Origin of the sequence: Dietzia sp. ANT_WB102, assembly GCF_008369165.1 — a bacterium.
GTDB lineage: Bacteria > Actinomycetota > Actinomycetes > Mycobacteriales > Mycobacteriaceae > Dietzia.
In genome coordinates this window covers 1-26,728 of sequence record NZ_VOBA01000001.1, presented here as the reverse complement: position 1 = coordinate 26,728, position 26,728 = coordinate 1, and the positions used below count along the sequence as shown (strand labels likewise).

25 protein-coding genes are annotated in these 26,728 nt (G+C 67.4%); 12 read left to right on the top strand and 13 right to left on the bottom strand.

From position 1 onward, the window contains the following. The first annotated feature begins 49 nt into the window (after positions 1-49). Positions 50-967 (top strand): acetaldehyde dehydrogenase (acetylating), encoded by a 918-nt coding sequence (locus FQ137_RS00125; protein WP_149290594.1) that lies wholly within the window; start codon positions 50-52, stop codon positions 965-967. A gap of 5 nt (positions 968-972) precedes the next feature. Next, the gene (dmpG, locus tag FQ137_RS00120; protein ID WP_370452363.1) at positions 973-2,037 is read left to right on the top strand and encodes a 4-hydroxy-2-oxovalerate aldolase; all 1,065 of its coding nucleotides are present in this window, start codon (positions 973-975) and stop codon (positions 2,035-2,037) included. A 20-nt stretch (positions 2,038-2,057) separates the two neighbouring features. On the opposite strand, the gene FQ137_RS00115 is transcribed toward dmpG, so the two are convergent. The 4 genes from FQ137_RS00115 to FQ137_RS00100 form a co-directional block, all read right to left on the bottom strand. Beyond that, the gene (locus FQ137_RS00115) at positions 2,058-2,423 is read right to left on the bottom strand and encodes a zinc ribbon domain-containing protein YjdM (RefSeq protein ID WP_149290593.1); all 366 of its coding nucleotides are present in this window, start codon (positions 2,421-2,423) and stop codon (positions 2,058-2,060) included. 156 nt (positions 2,424-2,579) lie between these two features. Then, entirely contained in the window at positions 2,580-3,641 is a 1,062-nt protein-coding gene (locus FQ137_RS00110) for a ferredoxin--NADP reductase (RefSeq protein ID WP_149290592.1), read from the bottom strand. A 97-nt stretch (positions 3,642-3,738) separates the two neighbouring features. Next, positions 3,739-4,134: a hypothetical protein gene (locus FQ137_RS00105; RefSeq protein WP_149290591.1), complete on the bottom strand. Its 396-nt coding sequence runs from the start codon at positions 4,132-4,134 to the stop codon at positions 3,739-3,741. Then, the gene (locus FQ137_RS00100) at positions 4,134-5,357 is read right to left on the bottom strand and encodes a Rieske 2Fe-2S domain-containing protein (protein ID WP_149290590.1); all 1,224 of its coding nucleotides are present in this window, start codon (positions 5,355-5,357) and stop codon (positions 4,134-4,136) included. Before FQ137_RS00100 ends, FQ137_RS00105 begins: the two co-directional genes overlap by 1 nt. A gap of 204 nt (positions 5,358-5,561) precedes the next feature. Between FQ137_RS00100 and hsaA the strand changes: the two genes are divergently transcribed. The 5 genes from hsaA (at position 5,562) to FQ137_RS00075 (ending at position 10,775) form a co-directional block, all read left to right on the top strand. After that, on the top strand, positions 5,562-6,737 hold the full coding sequence (gene hsaA / locus FQ137_RS00095; RefSeq protein WP_149290589.1) for a 3-hydroxy-9,10-secoandrosta-1,3,5(10)-triene-9,17-dione monooxygenase oxygenase subunit: 1,176 nt from the start codon (positions 5,562-5,564) through the stop codon (positions 6,735-6,737). A gap of 33 nt (positions 6,738-6,770) precedes the next feature. Next, positions 6,771-7,673, top strand: coding sequence for an iron-dependent extradiol dioxygenase HsaC (gene hsaC / locus FQ137_RS00090; protein WP_149290588.1), 903 nt, complete (start codon positions 6,771-6,773; stop codon positions 7,671-7,673). A gap of 120 nt (positions 7,674-7,793) precedes the next feature. Then, positions 7,794-8,378, top strand: a complete 585-nt coding sequence (gene hsaB / locus FQ137_RS00085; protein WP_149290587.1) for a 3-hydroxy-9,10-secoandrosta-1,3,5(10)-triene-9,17-dione monooxygenase reductase subunit — start codon at positions 7,794-7,796, stop codon at positions 8,376-8,378. Beyond that, the gene (locus tag FQ137_RS00080) at positions 8,375-9,568 is read left to right on the top strand and encodes a hypothetical protein (RefSeq protein ID WP_149292528.1); all 1,194 of its coding nucleotides are present in this window, start codon (positions 8,375-8,377) and stop codon (positions 9,566-9,568) included. The genes hsaB and FQ137_RS00080 overlap by 4 nt, the downstream gene beginning before the upstream one ends. 16 nt (positions 9,569-9,584) lie before the next feature. After that, positions 9,585-10,775, top strand: coding sequence for a sulfotransferase (locus FQ137_RS00075; RefSeq protein WP_149290586.1), 1,191 nt, complete (start codon positions 9,585-9,587; stop codon positions 10,773-10,775). A 42-nt stretch (positions 10,776-10,817) separates the two neighbouring features. Here FQ137_RS00075 and FQ137_RS00070 read toward each other — a convergent pair whose 3' ends face one another. From FQ137_RS00070 to FQ137_RS00035, 8 genes are all read right to left on the bottom strand, one after another. Then, positions 10,818-11,639 carry an inositol monophosphatase family protein gene (locus FQ137_RS00070; RefSeq protein ID WP_149290585.1) on the bottom strand — a complete coding sequence of 274 codons (822 nt, stop codon included), beginning with the start codon at positions 11,637-11,639 and terminating at the stop codon, positions 10,818-10,820. Between the two features lie 23 nt (positions 11,640-11,662). Then, positions 11,663-12,823, bottom strand: a complete 1,161-nt coding sequence (locus FQ137_RS00065) for an acyl-CoA dehydrogenase family protein (protein WP_149290584.1) — start codon at positions 12,821-12,823, stop codon at positions 11,663-11,665. Continuing rightward, a complete protein-coding gene (locus FQ137_RS00060) occupies positions 12,820-13,815 on the bottom strand; it encodes an acyl-CoA dehydrogenase (RefSeq protein WP_149290583.1) in 996 nt (331 codons plus the stop codon). Before FQ137_RS00060 ends, FQ137_RS00065 begins: the two co-directional genes overlap by 4 nt. A 13-nt stretch (positions 13,816-13,828) precedes the next feature. Beyond that, entirely contained in the window at positions 13,829-14,998 is a 1,170-nt protein-coding gene (locus FQ137_RS00055; RefSeq protein ID WP_149290582.1) for an acyl-CoA dehydrogenase family protein, read from the bottom strand. Between the two features lie 4 nt (positions 14,999-15,002). Continuing rightward, positions 15,003-15,950 carry an enoyl-CoA hydratase gene (locus FQ137_RS00050; protein WP_149290581.1) on the bottom strand — a complete coding sequence of 316 codons (948 nt, stop codon included), beginning with the start codon at positions 15,948-15,950 and terminating at the stop codon, positions 15,003-15,005. A 69-nt stretch (positions 15,951-16,019) separates the two neighbouring features. Beyond that, entirely contained in the window at positions 16,020-16,775 is a 756-nt protein-coding gene (locus FQ137_RS00045) for an SDR family NAD(P)-dependent oxidoreductase (protein WP_149290580.1), read from the bottom strand. Further along, positions 16,772-18,421, bottom strand: a complete 1,650-nt coding sequence (locus FQ137_RS00040; protein WP_149290579.1) for a FadD3 family acyl-CoA ligase — start codon at positions 18,419-18,421, stop codon at positions 16,772-16,774. The genes FQ137_RS00045 and FQ137_RS00040 overlap by 4 nt, the downstream gene beginning before the upstream one ends. Positions 18,422-18,505: 84 nt before the next feature. Then, positions 18,506-19,360, bottom strand: a complete 855-nt coding sequence (locus FQ137_RS00035) for a mycofactocin-coupled SDR family oxidoreductase (protein ID WP_149290578.1) — start codon at positions 19,358-19,360, stop codon at positions 18,506-18,508. A gap of 78 nt (positions 19,361-19,438) precedes the next feature. Between FQ137_RS00035 and FQ137_RS00030 the strand changes: the two genes are divergently transcribed. Further along, on the top strand, positions 19,439-20,671 hold the full coding sequence (locus FQ137_RS00030) for an acyl-CoA dehydrogenase family protein (protein ID WP_149290577.1): 1,233 nt from the start codon (positions 19,439-19,441) through the stop codon (positions 20,669-20,671). Then, positions 20,668-21,474 carry an SDR family oxidoreductase gene (locus FQ137_RS00025; protein ID WP_149290576.1) on the top strand — a complete coding sequence of 269 codons (807 nt, stop codon included), beginning with the start codon at positions 20,668-20,670 and terminating at the stop codon, positions 21,472-21,474. Before FQ137_RS00030 ends, FQ137_RS00025 begins: the two co-directional genes overlap by 4 nt. A 57-nt stretch (positions 21,475-21,531) precedes the next feature. Here FQ137_RS00025 and FQ137_RS00020 read toward each other — a convergent pair whose 3' ends face one another. After that, positions 21,532-22,326, bottom strand: a complete 795-nt coding sequence (locus FQ137_RS00020) for a hypothetical protein (RefSeq protein ID WP_149290575.1) — start codon at positions 22,324-22,326, stop codon at positions 21,532-21,534. A 104-nt stretch (positions 22,327-22,430) separates the two neighbouring features. Between FQ137_RS00020 and FQ137_RS00015 the strand changes: the two genes are divergently transcribed. The 3 genes from FQ137_RS00015 to FQ137_RS15620 all read left to right on the top strand — a co-directional run. Beyond that, a complete protein-coding gene (locus tag FQ137_RS00015; RefSeq protein WP_149290574.1) occupies positions 22,431-23,012 on the top strand; it encodes a TetR/AcrR family transcriptional regulator in 582 nt (193 codons plus the stop codon). A gap of 26 nt (positions 23,013-23,038) precedes the next feature. Next, complete coding sequence (locus tag FQ137_RS00010; protein ID WP_149290573.1) at positions 23,039-24,208, top strand: acetyl-CoA C-acetyltransferase; 1,170 nt, start codon at positions 23,039-23,041, stop codon at positions 24,206-24,208. A gap of 459 nt (positions 24,209-24,667) precedes the next feature. Next, positions 24,668-26,728, top strand: a 2,061-nt coding sequence (locus tag FQ137_RS15620) for a Rib/alpha-like domain-containing protein (RefSeq protein ID WP_304506054.1), incomplete at its 3' end; no start/stop codon positions are given.

The window sequence follows — 26,728 nt, the reverse complement described above, 5'->3', positions numbered from 1 at the left end:
GTGGAACATTCGATTGTGGCTTAAGGGCGCGCTCCGCCAGACTGTCTGCATGACACAGAAGACCAAGCTCACTGCCGCGATCGTGGGGTCCGGCAATATCGGCACCGATCTCATGTACAAGCTCGAGCGCAGCGAGTACATCGAGCCGAAGTGGATGATCGGCATCGACGCCGAGTCCGAAGGGATGAAGCGTGCGGCTGACCACGGCCTGACCTGCATGGCGGGCGGAGCAGACGAGCTCCTCGCCTCGATTGAGGCTGGCGGCGAGAAGCCTGACCTGCTGTTCGAGGCGACCAGTGCCTACGTGCACAAGGAGTACGCCCCCAAGTACGAGGCCGCAGGCATCGTCGCCATCGACCTGACCCCCGCCGCGGTCGGGCCCATGGTGATCCCGCCAGCGAACCTTCGTGAACATCTCGACGCGCCCAACACCAACATGGTCACGTGCGGCGGCCAGGCCACGATTCCTATGGTGCATGCCGTCTCCTCCGTGGTGCCGGTCGACTACGCGGAGATTGTCGCGTCGGTGTCCAGTGAGTCCGCCGGCCCGGGAACGCGCGCCAACATCGACGAGTTCACCGAGACCACCAGGATGGCCATCGAGAAGGTCGGCGGCGCCAAGAAGGGCAAGGCGATCATCATCCTCAACCCAGCCGAGCCTCCCATGATCATGCGCGACACCATCTTCTGCTCGATCCCGGAAGACGCGGACCACGACCTCATCACCACCGCGATCCGTAAGCGCGAAAAGGAGATCCAGGCGTATGTGCCGGGATACCGGCTGCTCCAGGAGCCGCAGTTCGACCCGCCCACCGAGATCACCGGGGGCATGGCCCGCGTGGCGATCTTCGCCGAGGTCGAAGGCGCAGGCGACTTCCTGCCGCCTTACGCGGGCAACCTCGACATCATGACCGCCGCCGCCGCAAAGGTCGGCGAGGAGATCGCCAAGAGCAAGCTCGGAGTGTGACAGACATGGACATGAACAACCCGCTCAACGCACAGGCCCGCGCCTACAGCGCCGACCTCGACATCCGTATCACCGATTCCTCGCTCCGCGACGGCTCACACCACAAGCGTCACCAGTTCTCCGTGGAGGACGTCCGGAACGTCGTCGCGGCACTCGACGGCGCCGGCGTCCCGGTCATCGAGGTCACGCACGGTGACGGGCTCGGCGGAGCGTCATTCAACTACGGCTTTGCAAAGTCGTACGACCAGGAACTGATCAAGGTCGCTGCCGAGACCGCCAAGCAGGCCAAGATCGCGTTCCTCACGCTGCCCGGTCTCGGAATCAAGGACGACATCCTCAAAGCCCGCGACAACGGCGGGTCGATCTGCCGCGTAGCTACCCACTGCACCGAGGCAGACGTCTCGATTCAGCACTTCGGTTACGCACGCGACCTCGGACTCGAGACCGTCGGATTCCTCATGATGAGCCACACCCAGCCACCCGAGGTGCTCGCCAAGCAGGCCCGGATCATGGCTGACGCCGGCTGCCAGTGCGTCTACATCGTCGACTCGGCTGGCGCCCTCGTCATGGACCAGGTTTCCGACCGCGTCTCAGCGCTCGTCGCCGAACTCGGCAACGACGCACAGGTCGGATTCCACGGCCACGAGAACCTCGATATCGGCGTGGGCAACTCGATCATGGCTATCCGGGCGGGCGCCCAGCAGATCGACGGCTCTACCCGCCGCTTCGGTGCGGGCGCCGGGAATACCCCGGTCGAGGCGCTCGTGGGCTGCTGCGACAAGCTCGGCATCACCACCGGAATCGACTTCTTCAAGATCGCCGACGCGGCAGAGGATGTGGTGCGTCCGCTCATGCCGAGCGAGTGTGTGGTCGACCGCCAGGCCATGATGCTCGGCTATGCCGGCTGCTACTCGTCGTTCCTCAAGCACGCCGAGGGACACGCGCAGCGGTACAACGTGCCTTCGTCCGAAATCCTCATCCGCGCTGGGGAGCGCCGCCTCGTGGGCGGGCAGGAGGATCAGCTGATCGACATCGCATTGGAGATCCAGAAGGAGCAGGCCAACGCCTGAGCCGGGTAGGGCCGGCCCGGTCAGGCCTTCCTGACCACGCTCGACTTGAGGTGCATGGAGCCGAATCCATCGATCTTGCAGTCGATGTCGTGGTCACCAGGCCCGTCGACCAGCCGGATGTTGCGCACCTTGGTGCCCACCTTGATCGGGCCGGACCCACCCTTTACCTTGAGATCCTTGATCACCACTACAGTGTCGCCGTCGGCCAGAACAGTGCCGACGGCGTCCCGGATCTCCGCAGACCCCGCGCCGTCATCGGCCGCGGGGTCTGTCGCGTTCTCGGGTGACCATTCGTGTGCGCACTCGGGGCACACGAGCAGCGGCGGCATCTCGTAGGTGTACTCGGAGGCGCATTCGGGGCACGAAGGGAGACTCGACTGGCTCATGGCTCGACCCTAGCGTCGTCGAGTACGCATGCCGCCACCGGTTCGAGCGTGGCTCCGTGGCGAGACGCGGCGACGACGTTGCGGTGCCCTGGGTGTCGACGGGAACACGTCGACGACGACGCTGACGGTGAGCCGTGGAGTGCGTCAGCGTTCAGGTCACTCCGAGTACGACACCTCGACGCGGTCCGTCTTGGGGAGGAGTTGGCAGCTCAGGACGTAGCCCTCGTCGACCTCTTCCGGGTCGAGGATCCCGTTGTGGATCATCTCGACCTCACCGGACTTGAGGATGCAGGCACACGCCGAGCATTCGCCCTTACGGCATGAGAACGGTGCCTTGATGCCCTTGGAGAGCAGGACGTCGAGCAGCGGGGTGTTGCGGGGCCAGGAGACTTCGTGGACCTCGTCGTCGAGCTCGACGATCGCGGTGGCGGGGCCTTCGCCGTCGTCACCGGGGGAGTCGTCGATGACGATCTCGGCGAACGGGTCACCTTCGATCGAGGAGAACACCTCGGTGTGGATGAGGTGCATGTCGGCGCCGGACCGACGGAGCCCGTCCTTGACGGTCTCCATGAACGGTGCCGGGCCGCAGATGTAGGAGTGCCGCTTGGCGGCGACGGGCTGGAGGAGATTGCCGATCATCTCCGCGGTGGGGATACCGGAGACCGACTCCAGCCAGTGCAGGACGGTGAGGCGGTCGGGGTTTTCCCGCTGAAGAGTCTGCAGTTCGTCCTTGAAGATGACTGAGTTCTCGTCGCGGTTCGCGTACACCATGACGATGTGCCCGGTGCCCTGCGCGAGAGCCGATTTGAGGATCGACATCACCGGCGTCACGCCCGACCCGGCGGCCAGGAGGATGAAGTCCTGGTCGAGGTTCTTGGGCGTGAAGATGCCAGACGGGGCCAGCACGTGCATGCGCATGCCGGCTTCGGCGTTGTCGCACATCCAATTCGACCCGTACCCGTCGATCGTGCGCTTGACGGTCACCTTGAGCTGGGCGTCCTCGGTGGGGGAGCTCGACAGGGAGTAGCAGCGCGCCACGGACCCTGTCTCCTCGCTAGGGATGCGCAGAGTGAGGAACTGTCCGGGGGTGTACCGGAAGTCATCCTCCCCGTCGGCGGGGATGTCGAAGACGATCGACTTCGCGTCGGCGGTCTCCTCGATCACCTCGGCGATCGTGAGCTCGCGCACGAAGGAGCCGAGCTGGGGTGTTTCGGTCATGAATCGGGAGCCTATCGCTTGGATACGCACGGGCAGGGGGCGCTCCAGGATGTGCAGTGCACATCCTGGAGGGTTGCTTCTCAGTCGGGGGCGGGTCTCACTCGGGGACGAAGAGCGGGTTCACCATGTGCTCGTCGTCGGCCGGATCCACGCCCTCGGCGATGGTGAGCAGTCCCTCGGCGTAGGCGTACCGGATGCTGGCAAGCATCCGGGGGCACGTGTCTTCGCCGTCGGGGAGAGAGCCGTCCTCGCGCCACTCTGAGAGGACCGGGCAGTTGCGGTCGCTGCCATTGGTCCACTGGATCGAGGTGTGCTTCTCGCTGTTTTTGCGCACGGACACGCAGGTGCCGCAACTCCGGCACTCAACGGGTTGGAACCCGGCCCGGGTGTACGTCTCACGGTCGAGCGCGGTGTATGTGCGCAGCCGCGCGGCGCGCGCCGGGTCAGTCTCGTCCCAGGTGGGCGCGCGCCGCGAGTCGTTCTTCTTGAACATCAGTTTTTCGACCTGGCGGCGTCTGCATCGCCCGCGACCTCGGCCATTCCGGTGTACTGGGTCTGCTCGTCAGAGAAGCCGACCTCGCCGGCTTCCTGCTTGCGCATGTTCTCGGCGACCTCCTGCTCCCAGTACTTGTTCGCGGCGGTGGTGTCGACCTCGAACTCGAAGCGCTCCTGCATCTCCGGAGTCACCTCGTCGCGGTTGACGTAGAACTGCTCGTACCAGCGGCGAAGCTGGTAGACGGGACCATCCTCCTCGCAGAGGAGCGGGTTGGCGATCGCGGTCTTGCGCTGCCAGATCCGGACATCCTGAAGGAAGCCTTCACCGAAGAACGTTGCGATCTTCGCGGCCATGGCGCTCGCCGTCTCGTCGTCGAAGCCCTGGGGCTTCTTCACCGACAGCCCGTACATGAGCACGAACGAGTTCTGGTCGATCGGGTAGTGGCAGTTGATGAGGATCGCGTCGGTGACGAAATCGCCGTACATCTGCTTGAGCGGGTTGATCATGTACGAGGGGCCGAAGTAGGACGCCTCCGACTCGAGCAGGGTGTCACCGTACTTTCCGCCGGTCGGGTCGTGATCGGGGCGGCCCTTGGTGTTGAGGTACTGAGTTGCGGTCTGCCCCTCGAAGACGTTCTTGAAGTAAGTGGGGAACGCGAAGTGGATGTAGTAGAAGTGCGCCATGTCGACGACGTTGTCAACGATTTCCATGCAGTTGGAGCCGTCGATGACGAGGCGGTTCCACTGCCAATCGGTCCACTCGTCGGTCCCGTACTCGGCGATGACCGGGATGGCGTCTTCCTCGCGGGGCGGGTTGCCCTCATGGTCGTGCCAGACGAAGACCTGTCCCGACTGGACGTTGGTGATCCACGCACGGGTCTTGGCGCGCAGGGGGACGCGCTTCGCGTACGGGATGCCCTTGCACTTGCCGTCGCCGCCCCAGCGCCAGTCGTGGAACGGGCACGCGATGTTGCCGTCCTTGATCTCGCCGTCGGACAGGTCTCCGCCCATGTGTCGGCAGTAGGCGTCGAGGACATTGATCTCGCCCTCGTTGTCGGCCCACACGACGAGCTTGGTGCCGAAGGCCTGGATGGAGTGCGGCTTGCCGTCGGAGAACTCCTTGACGGTGCCGATGCAATGCCAGCCGCGTGCGTAACGATCCCGGGCTGCGCCGGTGTCGATCTCGCGGACGGCTCCGGGGGCTGAGCCTGAAGCGGTCATGATCTTCCTCCTGAGGGGCGTTCACCGTATGAGAACAGGTTATAGAATAGGCGGACCGGCGACAACCGTTGGTCGAAAATGCTGGCACGCAGTGCCAGTGGCTCGCGACTTGGGTAGCCGGTCTGGTGCAAAACTGTAACGTGTTCTAGTCTTTAATGCATCATCTTCACCAACGCCAGTTTCATCAACGTCAGAGAGGTTCACATGAGCGAGTACGCCTCCCACGAGGTCATCGACCGCATCAAGGTGCTGCTGCCCGGTTTCGCCGAGCGCGCCCAGGAGACCGAGGATCTGCGCAAGGTCCACCCGAAGAACATCGCCGAACTCGATGAGGCCGGTTTCTTCAAGCTCTGCCAGCCGGCCCGCTGGGGCGGCTACGAGGCCGATATGGAGACCTTCTACACCGCGGTGCGTCACATCGCCTCGGCATGCCCGTCGACCGGCTGGTGCGCGAGCATCCTCGGAATCCACAACTGGCACCTCGCCCTCTTCTCCGAGCAGGCGCAGAACGATGTCTGGGGTGAGGACAGCACCGTCCGCATCTCGTCGTCGTACGCGCCCATGGGTGCCGCCAAGAAGACGGACCAGGGTCTGGTCCTCAACGGCAAGTGGTCCTGGTCCTCGGGCTGCCAGCACGCCGACTGGGTCTTCGTCGGCGGGCCCGTCATGGACGAGAACGACAAGATGGTCGACTTCTGCACCTTCCTGGTGGAGAAGTCCCAGTACGAGATCCTCGACGTGTGGCACGTCGCCGGACTCAAGGGCACCGGGTCCAACGACATCCTCATCAAGGACGCCATCATCCCGGAGCACCGCGTGCTCTCCTTCGGCCTGATGGCCGCCACCAAGAGCCCGGGCCTCGAGATCAACACCAACCCGATCTACAAGATGCCGTGGGGCACCATCCATCCCACCACCATCTCGGCCCCGATCGTGGGGATGGCGTTCGGCTGCTACGACGTGCACCGCGAGCATCAGCGTGAGCGCGTCCGCGCCGCCTTCGGCACCAAGGTCAAGGACGACGTGTTCGCCAAGGTCCGCCTCGCCGAGGCCGCCGGCGATATCGACGCCTCCTGGCTGCAGCTCATGCGTAATGTGCGTGAGGAGATGGATCTGATCAAGGCAGGCGACTACCCGGGGATGGACATCCGCACCCGTGCCCGCCGTGACCAGGTGCGCGCCACGCAGCGGTCGATCGACGCCATTGGTCTGCTGTTCCAGAACTCCGGCGCACGCGCGCTGGAGGACACCTCGCCGATCCAGCGGTTCTGGCGGGACGCCAACGCCGGGCGGGTCCACGCCGCCAACGAGGCCACGAAGGCGTACATCATGTTCGGACAGAACGAGTTCGGCGAAAAGGTCACCGACTCGATGGTCTGATCCGCCCTCACGGATCAGAAAGGACTGGCAACTATGGCGATCAGTAACTTCGGCTACGTCCGGATCTACGCCACGGACATGGACGCCTGGCGCGAATACGGCACCAAGGTGCTGGGGTTCGTCGTGGGCGACGGCGACGACCCGGATGCGCTCTACTTCCGGATGGATGACCACCCGCACCGGTGGATCATCGTTCCCGGCAGTGAGGACAAGCTCGCGCAGGTGGGCTGGGAATGCGCGAACGAAGCGGAGTTCGATGACGTCAAGAGGCGTCTGGATTCCGCGGGTGTGCCCTGGGAGGATGCGCCGGACGAGGTCAAGCGTGACCGCAAGGTGCGTGGCCTGATCACTTGCCAGGACCCGGCCGGGTTCACGCTCGAGATCTACCACACGATCGCGTTGCAGCACCGTCGCATCCCGACGCCCTATGGCCACCAGTTCGTCACCGGTGACCAGGGCGCGGGGCACATCGTGCTGTCCACGCCGGACGAGGACGCGGCGCTGGAGTTCTACCGTGACGTGCTCGGATTCTCGCTGCGCGACTCGATGAGCCTCCCGGCGGAGATCGTGGGCCGCCCGGCCGACGGTGAGCCCGCATGGCTGCGGTTCCTCGGCTGCAACCCGCGGCACCATTCGCTGGCGTTCACCCCGTTCCCCAACCCGACCGGGATCATCCACCTGATGGTCGAGGTCGGCACTGCGGACGACGTGGGATTGGCGCTGGACCGTGCGATGCGCAAGAAGGTCAGGATGTCGGCCTCCCTGGGCCGGCACGTCAATGACAAGATGCTGAGCTTCTACATGAAGACGCCCGGCGGCTTCGACTGCGAATACGGCTGCGAAGGCGTTCAGGTCGAGGACGACGAGAAGTGGGTGGCGCGCGAGTCCACGGCCGTGAGCCTGTGGGGGCACGACTTCTCCGTCGGATTCAAGTAGGCCAGCCTAGGCTGGGCCCCACAGACCGCTCACGCGAGACTGTGGGGCCCAGCCGCCCATGAGCACCAGTTCGCGTCGACACCAGTTCACGAGCCTTGAGTCCAGGGAGGACCGACCCATATGAGCAGCACCGACGAAAGCCCGGAGGGCCAGTCCTTCAGTAGCCGCGAACTGCGGGATGCACTGGGCCAGTTCTGTACGGGTATCACCGTCATCACGGCGGTGGAGGACGACAAGCCGGTGGGCTTCGCCTGCCAGTCGTTCTCGGCGCTGTCGCTGGAGCCGCCGTTGATTCTCTTCTGCCCGATGAAGACCTCGGGCTCGTGGAAGGGCATCGAGAAGGCGGGCCGGTTCGCGGTGAACATCCTGTCCGAGGAGCAGGAGGACGTCTCCTCGACATTCGGCCGCCGCGGTGACGACAAGTTCGCCCATATCGACTGGTCGCCCAGCCCGATGGGCTCGCCGGTGATCAACGGCGTCATGGCGTGGTTGGACTGCGAGATCGACCAGGTCCTCGACGGCGGCGACCACTGGATCGTCCTGGGGCGGGTCGACAATATCGGCCCGACCAAGCGGGACATCCGCCCGCTGCTGTTCTACCGCGGGGCCTACCTCAGCATCGAGGAGGACGTGGTCGATCCGGCTCCCGAAATGCAGGAGCTGGAGAACTTCATCACTTCCGCCGACTCGTACACGTGGCTATGACCGCGGCCCGGCAAGCCACGGCTCCGCTGGCCGCGGCGTTGGCAGAGGCGGAGGAGATCATCCGCTCGGCTCCGCACGTCCGGTCGGAGGAGGACGTCGCGGAGGGGCTCGACTACTTGCTCGGGACGATCCGCGGCGCCATCGAGACGGGCCAGCACCGCGGGCGCACCCACCCACAGCTGTTCGAGGCCACCGGCCCGTACACGAAGATGGGGCTCGACAACCCGGACACGCTGTACTTCTACGCCAACCTTGCTGGCGGTGCGGAGTACGTCATCGAGGGCAGGCGCGGCACCACCGCTGACCTGTCGTTCCAGGTGATGGCCGGGACCTATTCGGCCGACGAGCGTGCCGCATCGCACGCCGCGTTCGACGACCGCGCGCTGGAGATCGACGCCGACGGCCGGTACTCGTTCCGCCTGGGGCCGGCGAGGTACGACGACGACGAGGGCGACTCCGGCTACGTGGTGCTCCACCCGGGGTCGTCCATGATCGCCGTCCGCGAGGTGTACTCCGACTGGAGCAGCGAGGTGGCGGGATCCGCGATCCTGCGCAGGCTCGACTCAGTGGGCACGGCTCCGGAGCCGGTGACGCTCGCGGGGCAGGAGAAGTTCTACGCCAAGCTCGCCGAGGCACTCATCGGGCGCCTGCGGACGTGGCTGGCATTCCCGGGCTGGTTCTTCGGCGACCAGCCGCGGAACACGTTGAACGAGCCGCGGCAGACGCCGGGCGGGCTCACCACGCAGTTTTCCTCCGCCGGTCTCTTCGAGCTCGGTCCGGACGAGGCCCTGGTGATCTCGGTGCCCGTCGCCGGGGTGCCCTACCAGGGTTTCCAGCTGGGCAGTATGTGGTACGCCTCGCTGGACTACGTCCACCACCAGACCAGCCTCACCGCTGACCAAGCCCACGTCACCGCCGATGGACTGATTCACCTGGTGGTCTCCGAACGCGACCCCGGGCTGGCCAACTGGATTGAGACACTGGGCCGCCGCGAGGGCATCATGCAGTTCCGGTGGCAGCGGGTGGGCGCGCCCATCACACCGGAGCTGGGCCCCACGGTCAAGCTGGTGCCATTCGACAGGCTCGCCGACGAGGTACCCGGGTACGAGGAGCTGCACGTGACCCCCGAACAATGGCGCGATCGGATCGCCGCCCGGCAGGATGCGTTCGCGCGGCGGGGACTGTCATGACCAGGAGGCTGAGCTGATGTCCGCTGCTAGCGATACCGATCGCGTCCACGTCGGGACAGTCGAGGACCTGCACGACAGCGCCTCGCGCACGGTCGGGCTGGAGGACTTTGGGGACGGTGAGGACAGGCACCGTGAGGCGCTGGGGATTCTGCTGGATTCCCTGCACACGGACGCGGGGCTCACCCCCGCCGGCAGCAAGTATTGGCGGTCGGTCCTCAAGAGTGCACTCACCGCCCGTTTGCTGGCCAACGCGGGGTTCGCCGCTGGCCAGTCCCGGGAGGAGGTGGCGATCGAGCGGCCCGTCGTCGTCACCGGGTTGCCCCGGACCGGCACCACGGCGCTGCACCGACTGCTCGGCGCCGACCCCGCCAACCAGGGACTCGAATTGTGGCTGACCGAGGTCCCGCAGCCACGGCCACCGCGCGAGAAGTGGGAGGACGACCCCGCCTACGTCGGCCTGCGTGACCTGTACTCGGGCTTTATGGCGGAGAACCCCGACTACGGCGGCGTGCACTACATCTCCGCCGACGATCTCGAGGAATGCTGGCAACTGTTGCGGCAGTCGGTGACCAGCGCCTCCTACGAGTGCCTGGCCCGGCTTGACGGCTACTCGACGTGGCTGTCCGGCGCGGACTGGGTGCCGGCGTACCGGCGGCACAAGCGGAACCTGCAGCTGATCGGTGCCAACGACCCGGGACGTCGTTGGGTGCTCAAGAATCCCAGCCACCTGTTCGCGCTCGACGCGTTGTTGGAGGTGTACCCCGACGCCGTGGTGGTGCAGACCCATCGGGATCCGCGCAAATCCATGGCGTCGATGTGCTCACTCGCCCACCGGACCGCAGCTGAGTGGTCCACGCGCTTCACTCCTGAGTACATCGGCTCGTCGCAGCTCGACCTGTGGGCGCGCGGCGTGAGCGAGTTTGACGCCGTCCGCGCGCAGCACGAGCAGGACCCGGCATCGCGGGCGACGTTCGTGGATGTCGACCACCACGAATTGCTGGCCGACCCGGCGTCCGTGGTGGAACGTGTGTACGCCGCCGTGGGCACGGACCTGTCCGAGGACGTCCGCGCGGCCGTCGTGGCCGAGAACGACAAGAGCCTGTCCGGTGAGCGCGCGCCCGCTCACCGATACACGCTCGCCGACTACGGGCTCAGCAAGGAGCTGATCGCGGAGCGGTTCGCCGGCTACCGCGGGCTGGAGGCCTGATCCGGCCGGGAGGTCGACTATCTGACCCGGCCGGGAGGCCGACTAGAGGTACTTGCGGACTGCGTCGATGATCTTCTCGGCCACGTCCTGCGTGCACACCAGCAGATCTGGGAATTCGATCTGCTCGGTGTTGTAGACGAGTTCGGACCCGTCGAGCCGGCTCGCGTGCAGTCCGCGCTGGGTCACCACGCCGACGGTCGCGGCGGAGTCCCATTGGTGGTGCCCGCTGGTGTGGATGTATGCGTCGCATTCACCCTCGAGCACGGTGGCGGTTTTGCCGCCGCCGGATCCGAGGTGGACCAGTGAAGCGTCGAGATCGCGCGCGAGTTCCTCGGCGAACTCGGGCGGTTCGGCCTCGGAGACCGCGATGCGCAGGCGGTCGTCCTCGCGGGGCGGGACCAAGGGTCCGGGCCGGGGGCCGCGGATGATCGAGATGGGCTGGTAGGTGGTGGCTCCCCGGCCGGTGAGGACCCTCCCGTAGGCCGGAATGGCGATCGCGCAGGCGGTGATGCCTCCGACACCCTGTGGATCCTTCTCCCACAGTGCGACGTGCACTGCCCAGTCGGGTCGCCCCTCGGTGACGTAGGAGTGAACCCCGTCGAGGGGGTCGACGAACCACACCCGGTCCGCCTCCAGCCGCGCGCGGGAGTCGGGGTCCCATTCGCCGAAGACGAGGTCGTTGGGCCGCGCCACGGCGAGGCGGTCCAGGATGACCGATTTCGCCTCGCCCTCGGCGAACGTACCGAGGTCCTCCGGCGGCACCTTCGAGACCCGCAGGTCGGTGAGCAGGCGCCCGGCCTGGGCCGCGAGGTCCTCGGCCGACCGCTGGTCGTTGGTCCGTCCATGCGCGGGAAAGGGACTCATGCGGGCAATTCTAGAGCCCCTGGCTACAGTCCCGCCGCAGCCTCCAGCGCACCGAGGATCTCGTGGGGTTGTCCGAGCAGCTGCGCGGTTCCGTGCGCGCGCTTGAAGTACAGGTGGGAGTCGTACTCCCAGGTGATGCCGACGCCGCCGTGGAGCTGGATCGATTCGCCGGCGATCCACTGCAGGGCCTCGGAGCAGTAGACCTTGGCGGCCGCCGCCTCGATCTCCGCGGCGTAGGCCGCCTCGTCGGCGGCCGTCCCGTCCCCGAGGGCCTGCGCCTCGGCGACCATGGCGGCAGCGGAGTAGGACAGCGACCGGGCGGTCTCGACCTTGACGTACATGTCGGCCATCCGGTGCTTGAGCGCCTGGAACGACCCGATGGCACGGCCGAACTGCTTGCGCTCCTGGGTGTACTGCACGGTGGCGTCAAGCACGGCGCGGGCGGCACCGACCTGCTCGGCCGTGAGGGCTGCCCATGCTGCGGCGCGGAGGCGGGACAGGAAGCTCGGGCGGGTGGCGATCGCAGTGGCCGCGGCGCCGGCGAATTCCACCCGCGCCAGCGTGCGGGTGGGGTCCATGACCGGTACGCGGGTCACCGTGACCCCGGCGGCGTCGGCGGGCAGCTCGAACAGGCCCACCTCGTCGCCGGTGACCGCTACGACGAGCAGCGTGGTGGCGGTGTCTGCGCCCAGCACGTGGTGGGCGGTGCCGTCCAGAGTTGCGCCGTCGGACCCGCTGTCGGCGCGGACGCCCGGGGTGGCCCAGCCGTCGAGCCCGGCCCAGCAGAGCGCGGCCAGCTCACCGGCGGCGATGCCGGGCAGCAGGCGTGCGGACGCGGCGGCGTCGCCCGAGGCCAGCACCGCCTGGGCGGCGAGGACCGCAGACCCGAGCATGGGCGAGGGCGTCAGCCGGCGGCCCAGCTCCTCGCACACGAGATGGGTCTCGACCCAGGTCGCCCCGGCACCGTCGTGGTCCTCGGGGATCGACAGGGCGGCGGCCCCGATCTGCTCGACCAGCGTCGACCACAGTGCGGGGTCGTATCCGTCCTCTGAGGCCATCGCGGCGCGCACTGCGGCGGAGTCTGACTTCTTCTCCAGAAGTGCGGCCACGGATTGCCGCAGCGCCGCCTGTTCGTCGGTGTCGACGCCGGGGGTGGCGGGCGCGGGCGTGGCGGGGGCGCTCATCGGGCGGTCTCCGCGACGCCGCCGCGCAGCGAGTCCAGCACCCGCCCGCGGTGGTAGCTCTGCGTGCCCCACGCCGTCTGCAGGGCACGGGTCTTGGTCAGCCACAGGCCCAGGTCGTGTTCGAGCGTGTAGCCGATGGCGCCGTGGATCTGCAGGGCCGTGCGGGCCGAGAGGTAGGCGGCGTCGGCCACCGCCACCCGGGCGGCGGAGACGTCGCGGATGGCTGCGGCGGGCTCGTCGGGGTTCTCGGCGATCGCGAGGGCACCGGCCCACAGCAGCGGTCGGGCCATTTCGAGCGCGATCGCCACCTCGGCGAGCTGGTGCTTGAGCGCCTGGTACTCGCCGATGAACTTGCCGTACTGCTTGCGCTGTTTGGCGTAGTCGACGGTCATGTCGAGCATTGCCTGACCGAGACCGAGGAGCTGCGCTGCCGTCCCGAGGGCGCCGTGGTTGACGAGGTCGACGGTGCTCACCGTGGCCACCTGGTCGCCGCGGGTCGGGGTCGTGACGGTGCGGGCGCGGTCGACCGAGCGGCGGGACTCGCCGGCCTCGCCGGTGAACACCTTGTCGTCGTCGACGACCCACAGGTATTCGGCGACGTGAGCGTCGGGCGCGAAGGGGGAGACCCCGGGCGCGGCGACGGAGGCCGGGGTGCCCGCGGCGATCTCACCCGCGACGCCCTCGTCGCCGAGCGCCGCGGCGATGCGCGGGGCGACCATGACGGACTCCACCACGGGGCCCGGCACGGCGTGGCGGCCCAGGACCTCGAGTGCGGTGATGGCTTCGACGGCGGTGGCGCCGGCGCCACCGGACTCCTCGGGCACGAGCAGGGCGGCGGCGCCGGTTTCGGCGACGCGTCCCCACACAGCGGTGCCGGGTCCGGTGTCGCCGTCGGACCAGGCGCGGATGACGGAGGGCAGGTCGGACTTGGCCAGCAGCGAGTCGATGCTGTCGGCGAAGTCGACGATCTCCGGATCGAGTGCGAATTTCATGATGTCTTTCCCGTCATCCGCGCGGCAGGCCGAGGAGGCGCTCGGCGATGATGTTCTTCTGGACCTCGTTGGTGCCCGCGTAGATGGGCCCGGCGAGGGCGAACAGGTACCCGTCCATCCACTGCTCCCCGGCGAGTTCGCCGGCGGTGTCGAGGACGTCCAGGGCGGTCTCGTGAGTGGCGATGTCCCAATCCGACCAGAAGACCTTGTTGATCGAGGACTCGAAGCCGAGGTTGGCACCGCCCGTGAGCTTGGTGACCGTGTTCCAGGTGCTCAGCTCGTAGGCGCGGGAGCCGATCCAGGCGTCCACCACGCGATCCGCGAGGACTCCGCGGTTCCGGTCGTCGAGGTCGGCCTCGGCGGTGCCCCACAGTTCGAGCAGGCGGTCCGTGGTGGCGAGGAAGCGGCCCGGCGAGCGCAGTGAGAGGCCGCGCTCGTTGTTGGCGGTGGCCATGGCCACCTTCCAGCCCTGGTTGACCTCGCCGATCACGCCGGACTCGGCCGGGTTCGCGGGGTCGTCGGGGACGAAGACGTCCTCGAGGAACAGCTCCGCGAAACCGGGCAGCCCGTCGAGTTGGTCGATCGGGCGGACGGTGACGCCCTCAGCCCGCAGGTCGAACATGAAGTAGGTCAGGCCCTTATGGCGGGGCTCGTCCGGGTTGGTGCGGAACAGGCCGAAGCCCTTGTCTGCGAACGAGGCGCGGGTGGACCACACCTTCTGGCCGTTGAGCACCCAGCCGCCGTCGACCTTCTTCGCCGTCGACCGCAGGGAGGCGAGGTCGGAGCCGGCTTCCGGCTCGGACCAGGCCTGTGCCCAGATGTCGTCGGCCCGGGCCATGCGCGGCATGATGTGCGCGAGCTGCTCGGGGGAGGCGTGGTCGAACAGGGTCGGCGCCAGCAGGAAGATGCCGTTCTGGCTCACCCGAAGTGGGGCGCCGGCGCGGAAGTACTCCTCCTCGAAGACCACCCAGTTGACCAGCCCGCAGTCGCGGCCGCCGAACTCCTCCGGCCATGAGACGACCGACATGCGCGCGTCGGCCATCTTCCGCTCCCACTCGCGGTGGGCCTCGAAGCCCTCGCGGGTGTCCATGTGTGGCAGGGGCTCGGCGGGCACATTGGCCTCGAGCCACTCGCGCACCTCGAGGCGGAACTCCTGCGTCGAGGTGTCCAGATCCAGATCCACGGTTTCAGCCCTCCGTCTTCCCGGTGGAACCCTTGTCGGCTGTCGAACCCTTGTTGGCCGAGTCGCGCATCGAACGCGCGTCCATTCCGCCCAGCGAGGCGGAGAACGAATCGGTGTCGTCGGGCTCGGCGTTGGCCGAGTGGGCGAACATGTGCCAGCCGAACGCAGTGTCCAGGGAGGTCTGCAGACCCATCTGGTCCTCGTTCGAGTTGATGACCTTCTTGGCCAGCGTCAACCCGAACGCCGGCATGGCCTTGATCTCGTCGGCGATGGAGTCGACCTTGGCCTGGAGCTCGTCACGCGGCACGACGTGGTTGAGCATTCCCCACTCCAACGCCTCGGCGGCACCGAACCTGCGACCGGTGTAGAGGATCTCCTTGGCGCGGCGGGGGCCCAGGACGAAGGCGTGGGCGAAGTACTCGACGCCGGGGATGCCCATCTTCACCACGGGGTCGGAGAAGAAGGCGTCGTCGGAGGCCACGATGAAGTCGCAGATCCAGGCCAGCATCAGGCCGCCGGCGATGCACGCGCCGTGCACCTGGGCGATCATCGGCTTGGGGATCTCCCGCCAGCGCCGGCACATCTGGACGTAGACCTCGGTCTCGCGCGCCAGGCGCCGATCGCCGCCGCCGCGGGTGGTGTGGTCCCACCAGATCGCGGCACGGTTGGGGTACTCCACGTGGTGGTCGCGGCCGGGCGTGCCGATGTCGTGGCCCGCGGAGAAGTGCTTGCCGTTGGCGCGCAGGACGATCACCTTGACCGAGTCGTCCTCGACGGCCTTGATGAACGCGTTGTCGAGCGAGTACGTCATGACCGAGTTCTGCGCGTTGCGGAAGTCCGGCCGGTTGAGGGTGACGTACGCCGTGCCGTCGTGGACCTCATAGGCCACCGGCTGCGTGTCCGGCCCGAGGTCGTCGACCCCGAGGACCGGAGGGATGGGTGCGTCGGTCATGAGCTGGGACTCTCCTTACCTAGCAAGTGCTTGGTTGGTACTGTACCGGACCCGCTCGCCCGGGCGGATTCAGACGCCGTACCCGCCGTCCACATCGAGCTTCTGGCCCGAGATGAACCCGGCACGATCCGAGGCCAGGAACGCCACCGCCTCGGCGATGTCGGCAGCCGTGCCGAAGCGACGCAGCGGGATGTTGCCGCGGGTCACCTCCAGCGCACGGTCGTCGAGGTCGCCGGAGGCGATGAGCCTCTCGGCCATGCCGTCGGTGAGCATCCCGGGGCCCACGCAGTTCACCCGCACGCCGAAGCGCCCTTCCTCGGCGGCCAGGCCCCGGACGAGTTGCTCGACCGCGCCCTTGGGGGCGGCGGACAGTCCATCGCGTACCGGATAGCGGGTGGTCGCCGCAGTGGTGACGACGACGACGTTGCCCGCCACCGCGCGCAGGTGCTCCAGCGCGGGGCGCACGACCGCGAAGAAGCCGACCGCGTCGTCGTCGAGCTGCCGCCGGAGCTCGGACGGCTCGATCCGGGACAGGTGCACCATCGGCACGTGCGGACCGGCACAGTGGGCCAACACCCGGATTCCGCCGTGCCGAGAGGCGATCCCGTTGATCGTGGCGGCCACTTCGTCGTCGTCGGACTCGTCCCTGCCCGGTGCCAGGCGGACGGACTCGGCGCCCAGCTCGTCGGCCAGTTCCACCGGCTCGGTCGAGCGGTATCCGAGGACGACGGGGGCATCGGGGAACTCGGCGGCCAGCCGGCGGGCGACGGCGGACCCGATCCCGCCCGACGCGCCGGTGACCACGACGGCGCCGGGGGAGCTCATCGCAGTTCGGTCTTGACGACTTTGCCTGAGGCGTTGCGGGGCAGCGAGTCCACGAACTCGACCGACCGGGGCCGCTTGAAGTTCGCCAGGTGCTCGGAAGCGAAGTCCAGGACATGCTGCTCGGTGAGTTCGGAATCCGCGCGGCGGACGATGAAGGCCTTGCCCACCTCGCCCATCCGCTCGTCCGGCACGCCGACCACCGCCGCCTCGACGACGCCGTCCAGGCGGGCGAGGGTCTGCTCGATCTCCGCCGGGTACACGTTGAACCCGCCGTTGATGTACATGTCCTTGAGCCGGTCGGTGATGCGGAGGTTCCCGCGCTCGTCGATCTCGCCGACGTCACCGGTGTGCAGCCACCCCTCCGGGTCGATCGTCTTGGCCGTGTTTTCCGGGTCGTCGAGGTAGCCCTGCATGACCATCTCGCCGCGGGTGAGGATCTCGCCGTGCTCCCCGATCCGGATCTCCATGCCGGGGTAGGCGCGGCCGCAGGTGGTGGCGACGGTGACGTCGTCGTCGTCCGCCCCGGTCGTGGTGATGAACCCCATGGTCTCGGTCTGTCCGTACGCGGTGATCACCGTGTCCAGGCCGAGGTCGGACTGCATACGCTCGACCAACACCACCGGCACCACCGACGCGCCGGTCACGGCCAGGCGCAGGGAGGACAGGTCGTACTCGCCGCGGGTCGGGTCGTCGAGCAGCGTCTGGAAGATCGTCGGCGCGCCCGGCAGGACCGTCGCGCGCTCGGACTGGATCAGGCGCATTGTCTCGCTCGTCGAATACACGGACAGCGGGATGACCGTCGAACCGAGCAAGACGCAGACGAGGAAGCCCGCCTTGTAGCCGAAGCTGTGGAAGAACGGGTTGACGATGAGGTAGCGGTCGTCCTCCGTGAGCCCGTTGTTGGTGCCCCAGGCGTGGGCGCCGGCGATGGTCTGCCGGTGCAGGGCCACGACGCCCTTGCTCTTGCCGGTGGTGCCGGAGGTGAAGAGGATGTCGGCGACGTCGTCGCCCGTCACCGCGTCCGCGCGGGCGTCGGCCTCGGCGAGCAGGGCATCGGTGGCCAGGGAGCGAAGGTCGGCGTAATCGAGGACGTCCACACCGGCGGCGTCGCCGGTCGTCGCGGTGTCGTCGCCGCCGAGTGGGATGCGGACGATGGTCCGCAGCTCGGTGACCCCGGCGAGCGAGGTGTTCGCCGACCCTCCCGCGGGGTCGCCGGCTGCCGTGTTCGCGGCGGAGGCGAGGTCCGCGATCCGCTCGGACCCGAGGAACGACCCGGCGACCACGGCCGCCACCGCGTGCGTGCGCTGGATGATCTCGAGTGTCTCGCTCCCGGTGTAGCGGGTGTTGGCGGGGACGACGGTGCCGCCGGCGAACTGCACGCCCAGCGCTGCGACGACCCAGTGGCGGGTGTTGGGCGCCCAGATCACGACGCGGTCGCCGGGGGAGACCCCGCGTGCGATGAGGCCGGCCGCGAATAGGCGGACCTCGTCAAGCAGCTGTGCCCAGGTCCAGCGGGTGTCCTGGCCGGGTTGGACATCGGCGATCGCCTCGCGGTCCGCCCACGTCCGGGCCGCGCGGCGCAGAGCGGCGGGCGTGGTCTCGACGGGGGCGCCCTGGGTGGGCGCGCTCTCGGCGGTCGGGTTCATCGCGGACTCCTCGGTGGGGCTGCGGGTGTGGCGCACACAACCCTACCTAGCAAGTGCTTGGTCAGATCTGCCCGGTGCTCGTCGCTAGTATTTGAGCGCCCCCCGGTCGACCGTGAGCTGGACGCCGGAGATCGACCGCGAGCCGTCGCCGGCGAGATAGGAGACGACGTCGGAGACTTCCTCGGGCGGCATGAAGTCCTTGAGGGTGCTGGCGCCGTCGAGACGTGCGTTCTTCAGCGGCATCGGCGAGAAACTGTGGAGGAACGAGGGGAACCGGCCGAAGAGTTCGGCCATCCCTTCCGGATCGATCATCGGCGTGTCGACCGAGTACGGATGGATCGAGTTGACGCGGATGCCGAACTCGCCCGCCTCCAGCGCGAGGGCATTGGTCAGCGCGACGAGGCCGGCCTTCGAGGCGGAGTAGTGCCCGTTGCCGGGCGTGGCCTTGAGCCCGGCGGACGAGCTGACGATGATGATCGACCCGCCGTTGCCCGCCTCGATCATCGCGGGCACCACCGCGCGGACCGTCCGCCACGTGCCGCTGAGGTTGACGCCGATGACCGTGTCCCAGTCGTCCTCCGGCATCTCCCACAGTCGGCCCCAGGTGAGCACGGCGGCATTGGCGACCAGGATGTCTAGCCGCCCGAAGGTGTCGATCGTGCGGGCGACCAGTTCCTGGAGAGCGCCGAGGTCGCGGACGTCGAGGACGGCCGAGAGCGCGCGCTGGCCGGTCTCCTCGATCAGGCGGACGGTCTCGGCCAGGTCGTCCGGCGTGGGCGCCGGGTACGTGGCCGATCCGGAGACCGGCGCGCAGACGTCGGAGACGACGAGGTCGGCGCCTTCCGAGGCGAGGCGGATCGCGTGGGCCCGACCCTGGGCTCGTGCGGCCCCGGTGATGAAGGCGACCTTGCCCGCAAGGGGCTTCGAGGAGGAGTTCATGGGGGTCATCCAAACCGATTCGGGTGGGGGTGGAGGGCGGATCCGGCAAACCAAGCAAGTGCTTGGTAGTGTGGCGGTATGACCGAGAGCACCAGGCCTGCGTCGGAGATGTCCGACGACGAGTTCGCCGCGGAGTTCCGCACCTGGCTGGACGACAACCTCGTCGGCGAGTTCGCCGAGATCAAGGGCGTCGGCGGCCCGGGGAGCGAACACGAGTTCTTCCCCCAGCGTCTCGCCTGGGAGCGCCACATGGCGGCGGCCGGGTGGACCTGCGTCGGGTGGCCCACTGAATACGGAGGCCGCGGCGCGTCGCTGAGTCAGCAGGTGCGCTTCCACGAGGAATACGCCAAGGCCGACGCCCCGGCGCGGGTGTCCCACCTCGGGGAGACACTCCTCGGCCCGACGCTCATCGCCCACGGCACACAGGAGCAGAAGGACCGCTTCCTGCCCCGCATCATCGATGTCACCGAGTTGTGGGCGCAGGGATATTCCGAACCCGGCGCCGGCTCCGACCTGGCGAACGTCTCCACGACCGCCGAACTGCGCGAGGACGGCAAGTGGCACCTCAACGGTCAGAAGGTGTGGACCTCGCTCGCACACCTCAGCCAATGGGCCTTCGTGGTGGCCCGCACGGAAGAGGGCACGAGCCGCCACAAGGGGCTGAGCTTCCTCCTGGTCCCGCTCGACCAGCCCGGCGTGGAGATCCGCCCGATCCAGCAGCTGACCGGGACGAGCGAGTTCAACGAGGTCTTCTTCGACGACGCGGTCACCGAGGCCGGCATGATCGTGGGGGAGCGGGGCGAGGGCTGGAAGGTCGCCATGACCCTGCTCGAGTTCGAGCGCGGGGTCTCCACCCTCGGACAGCAGGTCGGCTTCGCCCGCGAACTTGACCAGATCGTGGCAATGGCCCGCGACAACGGCAGCGCCCGGGTGCCCGCCGTGCGCGAACGCATCACCCGCGCGTGGATCGGCTTGAAGGTGATCCGGGCACACGCGCTGCGAACCCTCGCCGACCGTGACGCCTCCGGCGGCAACGCCTCCGCGGCGAAGCTGCTGTGGGCGAACTGGCACCGCGACCTCGGAGAGCTGGCAATGGAAGTGCAGGGGGCGGAGTCCCTCACCGGACCCACCCAGACGTCCGAGGGCGCCCCCAACGACCTCCACGACCCCGAGAATGTCGAACTGGCACTGTGGCAGCGGCTCTTCCTGTTCACCCGCTCCGACACCATCTACGGCGGATCCAACGAGATCCAGCGAAACATCATCTCCGAGCGCGTGCTCGGACTACCCCGAGAGGCCAGGCCGTCATGACCGAGCGCACATCCCCCCTCGCCGTCGTCCCCGAGGAGACTCCCGGCCACGGGTTGCTCAAGGGCAAGAAGGTCGTCGTCACCGCGGCAGCCGGAACCGGCATCGGCTTCTCCGCCGCACGGCGAGCGGCCCTCGAGGGCGCCGACGTTCTGGTCTCCGACTTCCACGAGCGTCGGATGAACGAGGCGCGCGACGCCCTCGCTGCCGAGTTCCCCGACCAGCAGATCGAGGCGCTGACCTGCAACGTGCAGTCTACCGCCGATGTCGACGCACTGATCTCCGGTGCCGCTGAGAAGCTGGGCCGGATCGACGTTCTCATCAACAACGCGGGGCTCGGCGGCGAGACCGAACTCGTCGACATGACCGACGAGGACTGGGACCGCGTCCTGGACATCACCCTGAACGGCACGTTCCGGGCCACCCGCGCCGCGCTGCGCTATTTCCGCGACGTCCCGCACAACGGCGTAATCGTCAACAACGCCTCCGTGCTGGGCTGGCGCGCGCAGCGGGCGCAGGCCCACTACGCCGCGGCCAAGGCCGGAGTCATGGCGCTGACCCGCTGCTCGGCCATCGAGGGTGCTGACTTCGGGGTGCGCATCAACGCGATCGCGCCGTCGATCGCTCGCCACAAGTTCCTCGAGAAGTCGGCCTCGGCGGAACTGCTCGACGAGCTCGCCGCCAAGGAAGCATTCGGGCGGGCCGCCGATGTGTGGGAGGTCGCCGCGACCATCGCCATGCTCGCCAGCGACTACACGACCTACCTCACGGGCGAGGTCATCTCCATCTCCTCGCAGCGCGCCTGAGGGACGGCCCACCCCGCTTACTGCCCGCCCGGTTCTCCGGGCGGGCAGTCGCGTCTGTCAGGCGTTGCGGACCTTCTCGGCCTGCGCGGCGAAGAGCTGGACAGCGGTGTTCCGGGCCTCGTCAGACACCGGACCGTCGGTGCCGGCCGCGGTGACGGAGATGCCGAGCCCCCGGACAACGCCCGTGATCATCACGTTCGAGGTCCGGATGGTCTGCCCCATCATGTCCATCGAGTTGTCCTGGACGACCACGGCGAAGTCCTCGACCCCCTCCGGGGCGTCGATCTCCAGCAAAGAGTTCTGGGTCTCGGTGACCATCTCCTCGCCCTGGAGGGGGAACGCGACCGTCATGACGGGGCAGTCCTCGACCTGCCGCACACGCTCGGACAATCCGTCGGTCACCCGGGTCACCGCCACCGCGATCGAGGTCTCGCCGACCTGGCCGGCCTGGATCGCCATGGCCCCCGGCTCCGACTGCGCGCCCATCCCGTCCTTGCTGATGTCCGCGCACCGTTCCGGCTCGACGCGGACGTCCGAGGTGAACGCGCCGAGCGCGTCCATGCCTCCGGCGATCTCGTCCGCCGGCACGGGCTGCAGGCCCACCTCCGGGGCGTCCTCGGCGGTGAGGACCAGCTGCTCGACGGCCGTGGACGGTGGGGCCGATCCCGGATCCGCGGACTCCACCGGATCGGTCGACTCGGATGCTGTGGCCGTTGGGGTAGAGCCGCTCTCGTCGTCGTTCCCCTCGCCGACCGTGCATGCTCCCAGGCCCAGCGTCAGGCCAAGCGCGGCGGATGCCGCGAGCACGCGGGTTCGAGAGAGTCGGGATGTCAGGGGTGGGGTTGTCCGCATGCGCCGGAGTCTAGTGGCGCCGGATGGCCCTCGGCGGCGCGCGTCCAGAGGTAGGGGAGGACCGATCGTCGACCTAACAAGTGCTTGGTTGGTAGACTGTGGCTATGACCAGCACGACCAGACGTGAGGAGCTCCTGTCGATCGCGGCAGGGCTCTTCGCCGAACGCGGCCTGCGTGCGACCACCGTCCGAGACATCGCCGATGCGGCGGGCATCCTCTCGGGAAGCCTTTACCATCACTTCTCATCCAAGGAAGCGATCGTCGACGAGATCCTGCGCGGATTCCTCGACTCCCTCTTCAATGACTACCGCCGCATTGTGGAGTCCGGCCTCGGCCCGCGCGAGACCCTCGAACAGCTGGTCCGGGCGTCCTTCGAGGCGATCCACCGCAACCGCGACGAGGTCGCCATCTATCAGGACGAGCTGAAGCATCTGCGCGGCAACCCCCGATTCGACTACCTCCGTGAGCGCAATACCGAGTTCCGCGAGATGTGGAGCGATGTGCTGACGAGGGGGATGAAGTCCGGGGAGTTCCGCGACGACCTCGACGTGCGACTCACCTACCGATTCCTGCGCGACACCGTATGGGTCGCCGTGCGGTGGTATCGACCCGACGACGACACCGACCACGCCGCCGTCGCCGACCAGTACCTCAACATCGTGCTCGACGGCCTGGCCGTCGGCTGACTATCTCACCCACCCCGAGGAGACACATGACCAACGTGACCGGCCGCGAGGCCTACGTGATCGACGCCGTGCGGACCCCCGTCGGCAAGCGCGGCGGCAGCCTGTCCGGACAGCACCCGGCTGACATGGGCGCGCACGTCATCAAGGCGGTCGTCGAGCGCACGGGAATCGACCCGGAGGTCGTCGACGACGTCATCTTCGGCTGCGTCGACACCATCGGTCCCCAGGCCGGCAACATCGCCCGCTCCTCTTGGCTCGCCGCCGGGATGCCCCTCGGCGTCCCGGGCACCACCGTGGACCGCCAGTGCGGCTCCAGCCAGCAGGCCATCCACTTCGGCGCGCAGGCCATCTGGTCCGGCAGCCAGGACGTGATCCTCTTTGGTGGCGTGCAGAACATGAGCGCCCTGCCCATTTCTTCGGCCATGCTCGCCGGCCGTGAGTACGGCTTCGACGACCCGTTCACGGGCTCCACCGGCTGGGTCGAGCGCTTCGGCTCGCAGGAGATCTCCCAGTTCAACGGCGCCCAGATGATGGCCGACAAGTGGGGCATCACCCGCGAGCAGATGGAGGAGTGGGCGCTGCAGTCCCACACCCGTGCACGTGCCGCGATCGCCGAGGGGCGCTTCGCGAACGAGTACGTCCCGATGGCCGGCCTCGAGGCAGACGAGACTCCCCGTGAGACCACCCTCGAGAAGATGGCCTCCCTTCCCGTGCTGGCAGAGGGTGGTTCACTCACCGCCGCCGTCGCCTCGCAGATCTGCGACGGAGCGTCGGCCGGGCTGCTCGCCTCCGCCGAGGCCGTGGACAAGTACGGTCTTAAGCCGCGCGCCCGCATCCACCACCTCACTGTTCGCGGCGACGACCCGGTGATGATGCTCTCCGCACCCATCCCGGCCACCAAGTGGGCGCTGGAGAAGACCGGCCTGTCGATCAACGACATCGACGTCGTCGAGATCAACGAGGCCTTTGCCCCGGTCGTCCTGGCGTGGCTCAAGGAGACCGGCGCCGACCCGGCCCGCGTCAACCCCAATGGTGGCGGCATCGCGCTGGGCCACCCGCTGGGCGCCACCGGCGCGAAGCTGTTCGCCACCATGCTCAACGAGCTCGAGCGCACCGGGGGCCGCTACGGCCTGCAGACCATGTGCGAGGGCGGCGGCACCGCCAACGTCACGATCATCGAGCGGCTCGACAGCTGACGCTGCTGGAAGAATGCGCCCCGCTTACGGGGTAGAGCGGGCCCCACACCCTTCGCAGGGTGTGGGGTCCGTTGTCGATCTGGCGGCGTACTACCTAGGTCGTCAGAGTCTTCACGAAAAGCTGAGTGTGCACTGACAGCATGCTGTCAACGGTGCGCGGTTGCTCGTAGCTTGTGTCCGTCGACCCCGAAATCTCGCCCAGCTAAGCACGTCGTGAACAGCCTCGGAGCCTCTCGCTCTAAGGAACGTCAAGGTTTTTTGCGGAATCTGGTTAATTTGTTAGAAGATTCTCTGAGGCCATCCCTGCGCGCGTGTGGGTTGGCCATTCGCAGGGATTATTCGGGCGCTCACGCCCATCAACTGAGGGGAGAGGCCGTGCAGCGGTCGAATGACTCAACGGAGAGGCCGGGCGTGGTCCCGCCAGGTCTCCAGATACGGGTGCCCGCACTGGCGTTCGTGATGTTTCTAGTGGCCACCTTCACGCCGGTGCTGTTCAACTCTGCGATGGTTCCGGCGGCCAACGCTGCGCCGGTAGTGTCCGGTGCTACTTGTAAATTCACAGAAGAATCGATCACGGGCTCAACGTGGATTCAGGCTAACGGGCGTCCCGGTGGCTCGCTTCCAGCAAGCGATACCGGCGCCACCAAGCTCCCCGGGGCATCGTTCCAGTTCCGTTACACTCTGGGCGACTCCAACGCCGAAGCCGCGGTCGGACCCTGGTCCGAATGGATCGCGGTGACGTCGGGTCCGGGCGGCGACTACTGCGTCAGCGGGTTGAATGGGTTTCGGCCGACTACAGGTGGCATCCGGGGATCCTTGGTCCAGTTCGAGGCTGCTGATCAGACGGTGACAGGGACGCCATACGTACCGGCTTCGCTCCCGGGGCACGGAAATGCCGTCCAAGCCCAGATCGACCCGAACAGTGGCAGTACTACCTGGGGCACCGTTGATCCGGCGACCCGCTCGGTGTACAACTACCAGGTCCAGTTCATGCAGGCGCCACCTGCAGCTGGGCCGATGGGGGCGGACAGTCAGCAGTCAGACTGTCGTTTGCGCATCGGGGGAATTAATTACGACAACACCAACTGCGCGTCGATCAGGGGTGCGGTCGGCGTCGAGCAGGTCCTCGGACGCGAGACGCGCGATGGTGCTGATTACGACGTCGCGGGTGCAACGGTGTGTGCGCAACCAACGGGCACCACAATCGTCCGCTGCGACACGACCGACTCCGATGGTGACTACGAAATCAACTTCCTCGGGTCCGACCGGTGGGATCATAACGGGCACAACGTGTCGTTTAACATGAACAGTGACCGTTTCACCATGTGGGTCATCCCGCCGAGCGGGTATAGAACTTTCATTAGTCGTCCGTTTGCTCAAGGTGTGAAGGACAGCCTCGCATCGGATGCTAATGGCGGCTATCTGGTCCCAGGAACAATTACCAAGACAGGACACACCCTTACTCAGTTCGGGCGAACGATTGGCAATCTCTGGACATTCGCGCTGGCTCCCGCCAGTGAAGAGGCGCTGACTGTTCCAGCTCCCGTATGCCCAGCTCCGGACGACATCACCGTTGAGTTCAGTGGGTTGATCTCGAACGGTGCCTACACGTACTCGATCCGTGTCGGTGGAGCGTCGGGGACGACCTATCCGATTGCATCGACCGCCGACACTTCCCTGACCATCCCGGCTCCGACAGCACCTGGGCTCATCGAACTTGTCCGCACTCAGGCTTCGGGAAATCTGGTGGCAGTACCCCAGACCCAGGAGTACACGCCGCTGGATTGCCCGTCGAAGACGGATGCGGATGAGTTCACGCCGTCGTATGCGGTGGTGTCTGCGCCTGTTGGTGTTAAGGCGACGTCTCCGGTGTCATTCGTTGATGGTGATGGTCCGGTGAGTGTTCCGGCTGGCACTGTTTTTGAGTTGGGTGACGGTGCGCCTGCGGGTGCGTCGGTTGATCCGACTTCGGGTGTGGTGTCGTACACGCCGCCGGTCGGGACTGATCTGGGCACTGTGGGTGTGCCGGTGACGGTGACGTATGCGGATTCTTCGTCGGAGGAGACGACGGCGACGTTTGATGTGACTGCTGCGCCGGTCACGGATGCTGATGAGAATGTTCCGGTGTACTCGGATGTGGAGGTGCAGCCGGGTGAGTCGGTGACGGTGGAGCAGACTGCTGATCTGCCGGCGGGCACGGAGTTCGCGGTGGAGGACGGGTTTGTTCCTCCGGCCGGGTGGACTGTGGTTGTGGATCCGGACACTGGTGCGGTGACGGTGACGGCTCCTGAGGGTGCTGCGCCGGGTACTGAGCTGACGGTGCCGGTGACGGTGACGTATCCGGATGGTTCGGTCGATGAGGCTGAGTTGACGGTGACCGTGGGTGATCCGGTGGTCACGGATGCTGATGAGAATGTTCCGGTGTACTCGGATGTGGAGGTGCAGCCGGGTGAGTCGGTGACGGTGGAGCAGACTGCTGATCTGCCGGCGGGCACGGAGTTCGCGGTGGAGGACGGGTTT

What these genes read in the sequence shown, in the direction of transcription:
- FQ137_RS00010 (WP_149290573.1), top strand. Translation starts at nt 23,039, where the DNA reads ATGACCAACGTGACCGGCCGCGAGGCCTACGTGATCGACGCCGTGCGG.
- FQ137_RS00115 (WP_149290593.1), bottom strand. Translation starts at nt 2,423, where the DNA reads ATGAGCCAGTCGAGTCTCCCTTCGTGCCCCGAATGCGCCTCCGAGTAC.
- FQ137_RS00060 (WP_149290583.1), bottom strand. Translation starts at nt 13,815, where the DNA reads ATGAAATTCGCACTCGATCCGGAGATCGTCGACTTCGCCGACAGCATC.
- FQ137_RS00040 (WP_149290579.1), bottom strand. Translation starts at nt 18,421, where the DNA reads ATGAACCCGACCGCCGAGAGCGCGCCCACCCAGGGCGCCCCCGTCGAG.
- FQ137_RS00070 (WP_149290585.1), bottom strand. Translation starts at nt 11,639, where the DNA reads ATGAGTCCCTTTCCCGCGCATGGACGGACCAACGACCAGCGGTCGGCC.
- hsaC (WP_149290588.1), top strand. Translation starts at nt 6,771, where the DNA reads ATGGCGATCAGTAACTTCGGCTACGTCCGGATCTACGCCACGGACATG.
- FQ137_RS00105 (WP_149290591.1), bottom strand. Translation starts at nt 4,134, where the DNA reads ATGTTCAAGAAGAACGACTCGCGGCGCGCGCCCACCTGGGACGAGACT.
- FQ137_RS00080 (WP_149292528.1), top strand. Translation starts at nt 8,375, where the DNA reads ATGACCGCGGCCCGGCAAGCCACGGCTCCGCTGGCCGCGGCGTTGGCA.
- hsaB (WP_149290587.1), top strand. Translation starts at nt 7,794, where the DNA reads ATGAGCAGCACCGACGAAAGCCCGGAGGGCCAGTCCTTCAGTAGCCGC.
- FQ137_RS00110 (WP_149290592.1), bottom strand. Translation starts at nt 3,641, where the DNA reads ATGACCGAAACACCCCAGCTCGGCTCCTTCGTGCGCGAGCTCACGATC.
- FQ137_RS00015 (WP_149290574.1), top strand. Translation starts at nt 22,431, where the DNA reads ATGACCAGCACGACCAGACGTGAGGAGCTCCTGTCGATCGCGGCAGGG.
- dmpG (WP_370452363.1), top strand. Translation starts at nt 973, where the DNA reads ATGGACATGAACAACCCGCTCAACGCACAGGCCCGCGCCTACAGCGCC.
- FQ137_RS00065 (WP_149290584.1), bottom strand. Translation starts at nt 12,823, where the DNA reads ATGAGCGCCCCCGCCACGCCCGCGCCCGCCACCCCCGGCGTCGACACC.
- FQ137_RS00020 (WP_149290575.1), bottom strand. Translation starts at nt 22,326, where the DNA reads ATGCGGACAACCCCACCCCTGACATCCCGACTCTCTCGAACCCGCGTG.
- FQ137_RS00125 (WP_149290594.1), top strand. Translation starts at nt 50, where the DNA reads ATGACACAGAAGACCAAGCTCACTGCCGCGATCGTGGGGTCCGGCAAT.
- FQ137_RS00045 (WP_149290580.1), bottom strand. Translation starts at nt 16,775, where the DNA reads ATGAGCTCCCCCGGCGCCGTCGTGGTCACCGGCGCGTCGGGCGGGATC.
- FQ137_RS00025 (WP_149290576.1), top strand. Translation starts at nt 20,668, where the DNA reads ATGACCGAGCGCACATCCCCCCTCGCCGTCGTCCCCGAGGAGACTCCC.
- FQ137_RS00050 (WP_149290581.1), bottom strand. Translation starts at nt 15,950, where the DNA reads ATGACCGACGCACCCATCCCTCCGGTCCTCGGGGTCGACGACCTCGGG.
- FQ137_RS00075 (WP_149290586.1), top strand. Translation starts at nt 9,585, where the DNA reads ATGTCCGCTGCTAGCGATACCGATCGCGTCCACGTCGGGACAGTCGAG.
- hsaA (WP_149290589.1), top strand. Translation starts at nt 5,562, where the DNA reads ATGAGCGAGTACGCCTCCCACGAGGTCATCGACCGCATCAAGGTGCTG.
- FQ137_RS00100 (WP_149290590.1), bottom strand. Translation starts at nt 5,357, where the DNA reads ATGACCGCTTCAGGCTCAGCCCCCGGAGCCGTCCGCGAGATCGACACC.
- FQ137_RS00035 (WP_149290578.1), bottom strand. Translation starts at nt 19,360, where the DNA reads ATGAACTCCTCCTCGAAGCCCCTTGCGGGCAAGGTCGCCTTCATCACC.
- FQ137_RS00030 (WP_149290577.1), top strand. Translation starts at nt 19,439, where the DNA reads ATGACCGAGAGCACCAGGCCTGCGTCGGAGATGTCCGACGACGAGTTC.